9 protein-coding genes and 1 pseudogene are annotated in these 11,405 nt (G+C 54.0%); 4 read left to right on the forward strand and 6 right to left on the reverse strand.

What is annotated here, in order from left to right; all coding sequences use genetic code 11:
- Positions 1–2: 2 nt before the first annotated feature.
- The 4 genes from P6287_RS21865 to P6287_RS21880 are packed head-to-tail and all read right to left on the reverse strand — an operon-like array spanning position 3 to position 3,464.
- Entirely contained in the window at positions 3–1,151 is a 1,149-nt protein-coding gene (locus P6287_RS21865) for an ABC transporter ATP-binding protein (protein WP_277975013.1), read from the reverse strand.
- A gap of 39 nt (positions 1,152–1,190) precedes the next feature.
- Positions 1,191–2,342 carry an acetylornithine deacetylase gene (argE, locus tag P6287_RS21870; protein ID WP_277975014.1) on the reverse strand — a complete coding sequence of 384 codons (1,152 nt, stop codon included), beginning with the start codon at positions 2,340–2,342 and terminating at the stop codon, positions 1,191–1,193.
- Positions 2,343–2,350: 8 nt separating this feature from the next.
- The gene (locus P6287_RS21875; protein ID WP_277975015.1) at positions 2,351–3,025 is read right to left on the reverse strand and encodes a DUF1028 domain-containing protein; all 675 of its coding nucleotides are present in this window, start codon (positions 3,023–3,025) and stop codon (positions 2,351–2,353) included.
- Positions 3,026–3,038: 13 nt separating this feature from the next.
- Positions 3,039–3,464: a RidA family protein gene (locus tag P6287_RS21880; RefSeq protein WP_008106850.1), complete on the reverse strand. Its 426-nt coding sequence runs from the start codon at positions 3,462–3,464 to the stop codon at positions 3,039–3,041.
- Positions 3,465–3,695: 231 nt separating this feature from the next.
- On the opposite strand from P6287_RS21880, the pseudogene P6287_RS21885 reads away from it, so the two are divergent.
- Positions 3,696–3,854 (forward strand): annotated as a pseudogene (locus P6287_RS21885) (acyl-CoA thioesterase); the annotation flags it as partial.
- Between the two features lie 123 nt (positions 3,855–3,977).
- On the opposite strand, the gene P6287_RS21890 reads toward P6287_RS21885, so the two are convergent.
- Complete coding sequence (locus P6287_RS21890; RefSeq protein ID WP_277975016.1) at positions 3,978–4,997, reverse strand: LacI family DNA-binding transcriptional regulator; 1,020 nt, start codon at positions 4,995–4,997, stop codon at positions 3,978–3,980.
- Between the two features lie 249 nt (positions 4,998–5,246).
- On the opposite strand from P6287_RS21890, the gene ascF reads away from it, so the two are divergent.
- Together ascF and P6287_RS21900 are read left to right on the forward strand one after the other, a co-directional pair.
- Positions 5,247–6,698 (forward strand): PTS cellobiose/arbutin/salicin transporter subunit IIBC, encoded by a 1,452-nt coding sequence (ascF, locus tag P6287_RS21895; protein WP_277975017.1) that lies wholly within the window; start codon positions 5,247–5,249, stop codon positions 6,696–6,698.
- A gap of 11 nt (positions 6,699–6,709) precedes the next feature.
- Positions 6,710–8,146, forward strand: a complete 1,437-nt coding sequence (locus P6287_RS21900) for a 6-phospho-beta-glucosidase (RefSeq protein ID WP_277975018.1) — start codon at positions 6,710–6,712, stop codon at positions 8,144–8,146.
- Positions 8,147–8,320: 174 nt separating this feature from the next.
- Here the strand turns inward: P6287_RS21900 and P6287_RS21905 are convergent, their stop codons facing one another.
- On the reverse strand, positions 8,321–10,369 hold the full coding sequence (locus P6287_RS21905) for an FUSC family protein (RefSeq protein WP_277975019.1): 2,049 nt from the start codon (positions 10,367–10,369) through the stop codon (positions 8,321–8,323).
- A 378-nt stretch (positions 10,370–10,747) separates the two neighbouring features.
- Between P6287_RS21905 and P6287_RS21910 the strand changes: the two genes are divergently transcribed.
- Complete coding sequence (locus P6287_RS21910; RefSeq protein WP_277975020.1) at positions 10,748–11,404, forward strand: YfiR family protein; 657 nt, start codon at positions 10,748–10,750, stop codon at positions 11,402–11,404.
- Position 11,405 lies beyond the last annotated feature (1 nt).

The following is an 11,405-nucleotide window of genomic DNA, read 5'->3' on the forward strand; positions in this document are numbered from 1 at the left end:
TCTTATCCTTGCTTAGCGGCGGTAAAGGCGCACACGCCTTCATCATCAAAGGTGATGCCCACTACGCTACCCACTGGCCAGCGGGTTAGGGATTCCAGACCCGACTGGCGCGCAAACAGCGAGGCGCTGCCGAGCGCTGGCACATCAAGATGCACATCAACGTGATCGCCCTGAAACACATGGGTGATCACCGTGGCGCTCAGGAAACAGTGCGAAGAGAGCGGCCCCAATTGAATGTTTTCCGGACGCACATACACATCGAGTCGCTCGCCAACGCTCGCCTGCACGCGCTCTGCCGGCAGACGCAGCACATTGCCGCCCAGCTCAAGCACCGCAGCGTGATCGCGCCCGGCATAACGTCCAGGCAAGATGTTGACGTCACCGACAAAGCCCGCCACAAACGGATCGCGCGGCTGGCGATAGATTTCATCCGGTGTACCGATTTGGCGCACATGCCCCGCTGACATCACCACCACACGATCGCTCATGCTAAGCGCTTCGCCCTGATCGTGGGTGACAAACACCGTGGTGACGCCTAACTTACGCTGGATGGCTTTCAGCTCGACCTGCATCGATAAACGCAGATTCTTGTCTAGCGCGGAAAATGGCTCATCCAGCAACAAGACTTTTGGACGGATCACCAGCGCACGCGCCAGTGCCACACGCTGCTGTTGTCCGCCGGAGAGTTCACGCGGTTTGCGATGGCCGTAACCCGCCAGTTTGACCAACGCTAATGCTTGCTCAACGCGCTCCGCGATTTCGGCCTTTGGCACCCCGCGCATACGCAGACCATAACCCACATTTTTTTCCACCGTCATATGCGGAAACAGCGCGTAGTTCTGGAACACGATGCCGATTTCACGCTGGTAAGGGGGGATTTCCGTGACCAATTCGCCATCAATAAAAATCTCGCCGCCATCTGCTTCAGCAAAACCGGCCATCAAATTGAGCAACGTGGTTTTGCCGCAGCCCGAGGGGCCGAGCAGGGTAATAAATTCCCCTTCCTCAATAGTCAGGGAAATTTTGTGCAGCGCGATAGCGTCGCCAAACTTTTTCAGCACGCCATCTAATTGTACGGCGATGTTGCTGCTTTTCACTGCGGCGCGCGGCATATCGGGCTGTGGCAATCGGGTGATTTCTGCACTAACCATGAACTCTCCAAAGCAATTGGTGTGACGTTGTCACAGTAATTATTGACTCATCCATGCGGCTAAGCGCTGCATCATGGCGTCACAGGCATCCAACTGAGCGATGCTGATGAATTCGTCGGGTTTATGACCTTGCGCCATGCTGCCAGGCCCACAAATCACGCTGGGAATACCGGCCTGGTGGAACAAGCCGCCTTCGGTGCCAAAGGCTACCGTGCTGAAGTCGCTGGATTGAGTGAGATAGGCGATCAATCGCGCAGCGTCACTTTGCGCATCGGTTAATAACCCGGGATAGCCACTGATAGGATAAAAACGGATCGCGCTGTCCACTGCGACGGCCTGCATACGCGGCACCAGCTCTGATTGCGCGAAGGTCTCGATCTCAGCGGCAACGGCTTGCGCGTCATGCTGTGGCAAGGTGCGCACTTCAAAATCAAAAACACATTCAGCGGGCACAATGTTCAATACAGTGCCGCCACGGATAATGCCGGTTTGCACCGTCGTAAAAGGGGGATCAAAACGTGTGTCATGTTGTTCAGTCTGCGCAAGGCGCTCGCCGATCGCCGTTAATTGATGAACAAGCTTCGCAGCATATTCGATGGCATTGACACCCTGCGGCGCATAGGCAGAATGACAAGCCGCGCCCTTCACTTCGCAGCGCACACCCAGTTTTCCCTTATGACCGAGCACCGGTTGCAATTCAGTGGGTTCACCAATCAGGCAGATTGACGGCTTTTCCGGGCGCTGCGACAGCGCCTCCAACAAGGTGCGCACGCCCAGGCAGCCGACCTCTTCGTCATAGGAGATTGCCAGATGCAGCGGCTGCTTTAGCGGCTGTGCCAGAAAATGGGGCACTGCCGCCAGCATGCAGGCGATGTAACCTTTCATATCAGCAGTGCCGCGCCCGTATAACTTGCCGTCACGTTCGGTGAGCGTGAACGGTGGCACGCTCCAGTTTTGTCCCTCCACCGGCACCACATCGCTGTGGCCGGAGAGCATCACGCCGCCATCGCCAGCGGGTCCAAGACGTGCATACAAATTGGCTTTACTGCGTTCCGCGTTGTGAATTAGCTCACCGCTTACACCCAAATCATTCAGGTAACGCCAGACGAAATCGATCAATGCCAGGTTGGATTCACGGCTGGTGGTGTCAAACGCCACCAGCTTTTCAAGCAGTTGTCGGCTGGTAAACATGGAAACTCCTACTCGTCGCCCGGCACGCCATAACTGGGTGCCTGCGTTGGATCAATGGCGCGCGTCACGTAATCGTTCATTTGCGGTTGATAAGCCAGCCACAACTGGACGAGTTCGCTAATTGGCTCGCCATCCGTCCAGTCAACACGCAGATCGACAATCGGCCACACCTGATCATCAACGATCGACAAGGCAGAAGAGTGCACCGGCCCCGCTTCCCCGCCCGCCTGCATGCCCGCTTGCATCGCCGCCATTAAGCGCTCGGCTAAATGACCGGAATGCTGTTCGAAGGCGCTTACCATCGCCGGAATCACCTCAGGATTAGCCAGCAGATTGCCCGCCGCAATACAGTGATGACCGGTTTGCGCGTTATGAATGCCCAGCGTTTTGTCGCCGCTAAAGCAGGCCGCTTGGCCATCGGCGGCTAACACCGTCACCTGGCGATAAGAGGAATAGTCGTCGCTGGCGAGTCCGGCTCTGAGCGCGGCTTCTGCGGTGTCGCCTTGTTGCAGGCGATCAAGAATGCGCGGGCCTAGCGCGGGTAAGGTAATGTTCTGGGTTGATACTGCGCCCACTGCCGCGCGTAGCCATGGGCAACGTGCGCCTACCGCAATGCTGGATGAGCTAATGGCAATGCCGATTTGACCGGTTGCGTCGCAGCGTCCCACAATGGATAACGTCATCGTTTCGCGCCTCTTATTCCGCTTGCCAGTCGTCAGGAATAACCGCGATCACATCGATTTCCATCAACCATTGCGGCTGACCTAAACCGGAAATCACCAAACCGGTGGAGATCGGGAACACACCTTTCAGCCATTTGCCGACCACCTGATACACCGGCTCGCGATAGCGGGGATCAATGATGTAAGTGGTGGTTTTGACGATATGCGATAAATCGCTGCCCGCTTCTTCCAGTAGCTGTTTAACGTTTTTCATCGCCTGTTCGGCTTGCGCGGCGGGATCGCCTAATCCTACCAGGTTGCCCGCAAAGTCGGTGCCAATCTGCCCACGGACATACACGGTATTGCCTGCGCGCACCGCCTGACAGAGATCGTTATCCAGTGCCTGATTGGGATAGGTTTCTTTGGTGTTGAATTTACGGATGCGAGTATGTGTGGTCATGCTGGCCTGCTATGCGAAAAATTGTTTCGCAAGGTATACCCTCCTACGCCTGGCAGCGAAAACAGCATTAACCGAGGTGTTGCTTTAAAAAATCCGAAGGAGCTAACGGTGATGATTTTTAGCATTAAATTGTGAACACCATCACCTGCCGACTAACCGGCGTTTACCGGACGTGCGTTCTGAGGTATACCACCCTCCTTATTCCCCTAACTCTCAGATAAGGATATAAAAATGTTTGCAAAGCAGTATGAGGTGGATGAAAAGCATATCGATTTTCAGGGCGTGGTCGATGGCCTTTATTATCCGTTTTATATGGAGTGGACGCGCCACGCTTATATGCGTGAAGCTTTAGGTATCGATATTGAAGAAGAGTTTAAACAGGGCAAAATTACGCTCCCGCACCGGATTGCGGTGCGGGGGGAACCCGTTTTCCCCTCAGCCTGTTAATAGAGAAATAAATTTCCACATAACATCAGTGGCTAAATGACTGGAATAAGAAACCCCAATTTTTCATCACTGATGGTGATGCGGTCCCGGCCCAACTGATTCACGCATAATTAATTCCCCGGCAAAGGTTTTGTCGTTGCGCATTTCGCCGCCATCCAGCATGGAAATCAGGCGTTCAATGGTTTCCTGAATCATCTCGGTTACCGGCATTTTCACGCTGGATAACGCCGGAATGGTAAACGGCGCCAGCGGGATATCATCGAAACCGATCACTGCCACTTGTGCAGGCACCGCAATCTGCGCGGCCGCCAGCGCTTTGAGCGCGCCCACCGCCATATCATCGTTACTGGCCACCAGCGCCGTGAAATTTCTGCCCTGGTTCAGTAACTGTTGTACCGCTGTCATGCCGTTTTGCGCCTGCCATTTTCCTTCGACCACCAGCGCATCTTCAACGGCAATGCCATGTTTGGTCAGCGCGGCGTGGTAGCCCGCCAGACGTTCGCGGCCGGTCGGCGAATCCAGCGAACCGGTGATAAAGGCGATGTCGCGATGGCCCAGCGCAATCAGCTGCTCCACCGCTGCGCTGCTGCTGCGCTGTTGATCCGAGTAAATGCAGTAACTGTCGTGCTGACGCAGACGGCGGTTGATCACCAATATCGGGTGTTTATGCTGCGCAATGATGCTGTCCATTTCATCGGTGGTGAGAAAACGCGGATAGATGATCACGCCATCGCAGCGCAAATCGAGCAGGAACTGAATGGCCGCACGCTCCTCTTCGGCGCTGTGTTTACCATCCACCAGCAACAACTGACGTCCCTGCTGTTCCATCAGGCGCGCAGAGTGCTGCATCAACTCGCTGAAGTAGCTGCCGGTGTAAAGGGTATTGGTGATCACTAGCCCAATCGTCTGGCTGGATTTGGTCGCCAGATTGCGCGCCAGCAAGTTAGGGCGGAAATCAGTAGCGGCAATCGCCTGATACACCTTCTCGCGTTTTTCCTGGCTGACATAGCCGTTGCCAGACAGCACACGCGACACAGTCGCTTTGGAAACGCCTGCTACTTTTGCCACCTCGATTATCGTCGCCATGATTCACTCTTTTTCCATGCTCATTGCAGCAGTGTACCTAAGCCACGAAATAGGCGGCAATTTTTCTGCCATTACCGCATAGCCGTCCAGTTACTCAAAGCGATCAACTTCACACTTTCAACTATCGAATTTTAAATTTCTTGCCTGGATTACATTGCATCTTCATGATTTTGTGAAACCGGTTTCTCATGATGAAAAATCACGCAGAAACTGTTGTACCCCTACCAAATAATCAGAGATTAAAAATCCATGGCTAAAAATTATGCGGATGTCTCGCGCGCCATCGTGGCTGCGCTCGGCGGCCTGAACAATATCGAAGCGGTGACGCACTGCATGACGCGCCTGCGTTTCGTGGTGAAAGACAGCGCCAGCATTGATAACGCCACACTGAAAGCCATTCCCGGCGTGATGGGCGTGGTGCACACCGACACGCAGTGTCAGGTGATCATTGGTAACAACGTTAACCTCGCCTATCAGGAAGTATTAAAGCTCGGCACGCCGAACAGCGAAGGCGCCGCGCCAGTGAAACGCAAAATCACCTTGCGCAGCATCGGTGCCGGCATCCTGGATGCGCTGGTGGGCACCATGTCACCGTTGATCCCGGCGATTATTGGTGGCTCGATGGTAAAGCTGTTGGCGATGGTGCTGGAGATGAGCGGCGTGCTGGAGAAAGGCTCTTCCACACTGATCATCCTCAACGTGATAGGTGACGGCGCGTTCTTCTTCCTGCCGATTATGGTGGCCGCCTCCGCCGCGCTGAAATTCAAAACCAACATGTCGCTGGCGATTGCCATCGCGGGCGTGCTGGTGCATCCCAACTTTGTCGATTTAATGGCGAAAGCCGCACAAGGCCAGGCGGTGGAATTTGCTTACATTCCAGTGACGGCGGTGAAGTACACCTACACGGTTATTCCGGCGTTAGTGATGACGTGGATTCTGTCGCATATCGAATACTGGGTTGATCGCATCACGCCTGCGGTTACCAAGAACTTCCTCAAGCCGATGCTGATTGTGCTGGTGGCCGCGCCGATTGCCATTGTACTGATTGGACCGCTCGGCATCTGGATTGGTAGCGGCATTTCCGCGCTGGTCTACACCATTCACGACTATCTTGGCTGGTTGTCGGTGGCGATTATGGGCGCACTGTGGCCGCTGCTGGTGATGACCGGGATGCATCGCGTGTTTACCCCAACCATCATTCAAACCATCGCCGAAACCGGCAAAGAAGGCATGGTGATGCCGTCGGAAATTGGGGCCAACCTGTCGCTGGGCGGTTCTTCGCTGGCGGTGGCATTCAAAACCAAGAATCCTGAACTGCGTCAAACCGCGTTTGCAGCGGCGGCATCGGCGATTGTCGCGGGCATTTCTGAACCGGCGCTGTATGGCGTGGCGGTCAGGTTGAAACGTCCGCTGATCGCTAGCCTGATCAGCGGCTTTATCTGCGGCGCGGTGGCCGGGATTGGTGGGCTCGCCAGCCATTCAATGGCCTCGCCGGGCTTGTTCACCAGCGTACAGTTTTTCGATCCCACCAATCCGATGAGCATCGTGTGGGTTGCTGGCGTGATGGTGCTGTCGGTGGTGCTCTCCTTCATTCTGACGTTGATTCTCGGCTTTGAAGATATCCCGGTCACCGAGCCCGCACAGCCAAAGCCGGTGACAGATGATGCCAAACCCGCCAACGTTAATTTATCCAAGGTGTAAAAGAGGTTTTTATGTCTGAAGTGACATTTCCAAAGGGATTTTTGTGGGGCGGCGCATTAGCCGCTAATCAGTCAGAGGGGAGCTATCTGGCGGGTGGTAAAGGTTTAACCACGGTGGATATGATTCCTCACGGCACGCATCGCATGCCGGTAAAGTTGGGCCAGGAAAAGCGCTTCGAACTGCGCAGCGATGAGTATTACCCAAGCCATAACGCCATCGATTTTTACCGTCGCTATAAAGACGATATCGCGCTGATGGCAGAAATGGGTTTTACCGTGTTCCGTACCTCGATTGCCTGGAGCCGTATTTATCCGCAAGGCGATGAATTGACGCCAAACGCGGAAGGCATCGCGTTCTATCGCAGCCTGTTTGAAGAGTGCCAGAAATATGGCATCACGCCGCTGGTGACGCTGTGCCACTTCGATGTGCCGATGCATTTGGTGACCGAATACGGTTCGTGGCGCAATCGCAAAATGATCGAATTTTTCAGCCGCTACGCGCGTACCTGCTTTGAAGAATTCAAGGGTCTGGTGAAGTATTGGCTGACCTTTAACGAGATCAATATCCTGCTGCACAGCCCGTTTTCCGGTGCAGGTTTGGTGTTTGAACCGGGCGAAAACCCGGAGCAGGTGAAGTATCAGGCGGCGCATCACGAGCTGGTGGCAAGCGCGCTGGTGACCAAAATCGCCCATGAAATTAACCCGGAAAACCAGGTCGGCTGCATGCTGGCGGGTGGCAACTTCTATCCGTGGTCATGTAAGCCGGAGGATGTATGGGCCGCGCTGGAGAAGGATCGCGAAAACCTGTTCTTTATCGATGTGCAGGCGCGCGGCGCTTATCCTTCGTATGCCGCGCGGGTGTTCCGCGAGAAAGGCGTAGAGATTGCGATGGAAGCGGAAGATGCCGCTACACTGCGTCACACCGTTGATTTCGTCTCCTTCAGCTATTACGCCTCACGCTGCGCCTCGGCAGAGATGAACGAACAAAACAGCAGCGCCGCCAACGTGGTGAAATCGCTGACCAATCCGCATGTCAAACGCAGCGATTGGGGCTGGGGCATCGATCCACTCGGTCTGCGTATCACCATGAACATGATGTATGACCGCTACCAGAAGCCGCTGTTTCTGGTGGAAAACGGCCTCGGCGCGCACGATGAAATCAATGCCGACGGCGAGATTAACGACGATTACCGCATCAGCTATCTGAAAGAGCATATTCAGGCGATGGGCGAAGCGATTGCCGATGGTATCCCGCTGATCGGTTATACCACGTGGGGCTGCATCGATTTGGTGGCGGCCTCGACCGGCGAAATGAGTAAGCGTTATGGGTTTGTTTATGTCGATCGTGATGACAAAGGCAACGGCAGCCTGGAACGCATCCGCAAAAAATCATTCTGGTGGTACAAGCAAGTGATCGCCAGCAACGGGCGGAATCTGGAGGCGCTGTAAATAAGTGGTCGCCATGAATGGCGTAATGCCGATCAGTTAAGCGCCGTTTCAAATCACCGCACCTTCCGTAGCGGCGCGATTTATCGCGCAATGAATTGCGCCGCTACAATGTGTGCTCTCGGTGATGAGGGTTTCATGTCTTAACTGACGAGCATTACTCCATGAATGGCGACCCTACTTAATGATTGGCCACGCTTGTTGCGGGAACAGATAGAGCCGAATACTGAACAGATGGAACAGCGGCGTCAGCACCCTTTCGTCGCGCTTCGCCAGTTGTTCCAGCTTCAGCAACAGTAAATCCAGCTCATCCTGCAAATCCGCATGCGGTGGGGTTTGCAGTGACTTCAGGCGGCGTTTGAGAAACAGCGCCAGCTCATGAAACATCTGTCCACTATCCAGATGATATTGCTGCAGCAGCTCTTTGTGGCGCGCGTAATAATCAAAGCTATTCACGCCCAGCCACACTTCCTTGAGCAACATGCCAGCTGAACGCATATCGGGATGCGGATCGAGCCGTAAGCGCGGCAACACCACATTCACTTTATCCAGCATCAGGCTGATAAAACGTTGCCGTCCCAGCAGTGACGAACCGTTTCGTTCGGTCTCTTTAATAAAGCGCAACAGCTCGCGCAGACCTTGTCGCACGGCGCGGCGCGCGGTCCATGATGGGCGTTTGTTACGCATGATGGCGGTGATGATTACCGCAAACATCACGCCCGCCATGGTGGCAATCGCGTTATTGATTAGCAGGACCAAATCGGGTTTTAAATGGTGGCCGAGGCCGATAAAGCCGGGGATCTGAATCGCTACGCTCAGGCCTATCATGTTGGTCGAGGGCCGCGCGATCATCAGCGCCAGAATCATCAGTCCGGGTGCAAGACAAATCATCAGCGCTTCAAACGAGGTGGCTTGCGGCAGCAGCAGCGCCACATAAATTACGCTGATAATGATCGCCACGATTACGCCACGTACAAACAGCTTCATTGAAGTTAGCGGCGTATCCTGGCTGGCGAGCAATGAGCAGAGAATCGCCGCCATCACCGGTGCCGATGCGCCATCACGCCAGCCCGTTCCCATCCATAACAAGCAGGAACCGAAGGTGGCACAGAACGCGGTTAGCGCCGAAAGCCGAATTAACCCTTTATCGAAAAAGCGGTGCGTGCGTTTGCCGCGCGCCAGTGTGGTGTCGCCCGACAGGTCGCTTACCAATCCACCAACGCTTTGATAGGCCCCGGCAATACGGACAAAATCCGCCAGCCGTTCCATTAATCCGGTAAAAAGCAGCCAGTTTTCAGTAGGCAAGTCGCCGTTTTGCCAGGCGAGGTTAAGTTCAGCCTGACAAGCGCTTAACGTCTGCTGGATGCCGCCGGTTTCCCCTACCGCTTCACCATCATTGAGCCACTGTAGAAACAGCTGAAAGGTTTGCGCCACGTTTTCCGGAAAGGCGATCTGCAGTATCGAGAGCCGCTGCAGGCGCATCTCGATAGCCGTGAGAGTCGGGATCAAATAGGAGAGATGTTGATACTGCACGCTAACCAGGCGAATCAGTCTCCGCGCGGCGTCACCTTCATAAACGCAGTGGGTGATCAGCACTTCCACCTGCTGCGGATGCGTTGCCATGCGGATCAGAATATCGTCACGCTCAGGCGAACTATCGCTGGGAATGCCGGAAAGCAAATCGCTGCACAGTTTGCGCGCGTTAAGATACCAGTGGCTGACACTCTGCTCCAACAGACTGCGCATCGATACCGGAAACAACAGCGCATGCACAAGGCTGCTGCAGACGATGCCGAGCGTGATCTCTTCTATACGCGAAATCACCGTGCTGGTGATCGACAGCGGCGTGGTGACTTCCGGAAAACCCATGATCGCCGCGCTGTAACCGGCCAGCATAAACACGTAACTCTTCGGCGTGCGGTCGTGCAGTGACAGATAGAGGCAAACGCTGACCCATAACGAAATGCAGAAACAGAACAGCAGCGGATGCTGCACAGTCGGCGGAAAGATAAAGAAGACGAATACGCCGCCCAATAGTGTCCCCAGCAGACGGAACACCGATTTGGAAATGGTTGAGGCGGAATAGAGCTGTGACGCGAGCAACACCGTGGTCACCGCCCACGCCGGTTTATCCAGATTCAGTTCGAGTGCGAAATAGAGTGCCAGAAAGGCGGCCAGACAGGTTTTTACAGCAAAAAAAACGGCGTTTTTTGAAAACCACTGCATGACACGGTGACCAGGATGTACTGAATGTTGCGTATCCTGCCAGAATGTGAAAAAGCCTCACCTCGATAAATATGTCGAATTATTTCGTAATCGAAAACCATGTTCATCGCGCGGTTTGCACGTGGCGCAGATGCGTAAGCACGGCTAATGAAAATCCACGTTAAAGATGCGGTTTTGTCGCTAATTTATCCGGCATCAGCGATTTAAGCCGTTTTAACGCGTAGCAGTTATCAGGCCGATAAATGTGTGCTGGATCACACTTTGGTGAAGTGCGCCCTTTTTGGTCGTTTATCCATAAAATAATTTCGCGCAATGCCGTCTACAAATATCGCAGAAATTTGTGGAATGCTCGGGTGAGTATTTTCGAGAAAAGTCGCCATGAATAGCGACCCTACGAACTGTAAGTACATTTTTAACCGTAGCGGTGCTACTATTTGCGCGCTGAATAATGCGAAGAACTCTCGGGAACGCAGTATGTTACGTAAACATCAACTTCATCGGGAAGCCGACGTACTGCTTTCCCTGCTCCACATCTGCAAAATCGTCATAACTGCCCTATTTCTGCTGCTGTTTATTTCTCGCTCAGCAATTGCTGAAATAAAAGACGATAAAGCCAATCGCATTGTCAGCGGTATTATTAGTTTTACCCATTGGCCGGGTTTAACCGGCGCGCCGCAACTCTGCGTATTTTCCTCCGCGCAACATCTCTCATTGCCACAAAATAGTGTGCCTTCAGCCGTTCCGTTTAGCGTGGTTTATCTCTCCAGCGAAAGTGAACTGGCAACGCAGCATTGCGATGCGGTCTATTTTGGCGATCAGACGCCGCAACAACAGGTTGAACTTTTTAATCACCTCAAAGGTAAGGCGGTATTAACCCTCGCTGAAAACAATGCGGAATGTACCATTGGCGCCGCCTTCTGCCTGATTTTTAAACCCGACCACACGCTGTTCTCAGTCAACCTTGATTCGCTTGCCAGGAGCGGCGTCAAGGTGAGTCCGGACGTACTGTTGCTGTCCCGCAATGGAAGCAAATAAG

It is taken from the genome of Pantoea sp. X85, from assembly GCF_029623675.1.
Lineage (GTDB): Bacteria > Pseudomonadota > Gammaproteobacteria > Enterobacterales > Enterobacteriaceae > Pantoea > Pantoea leporis.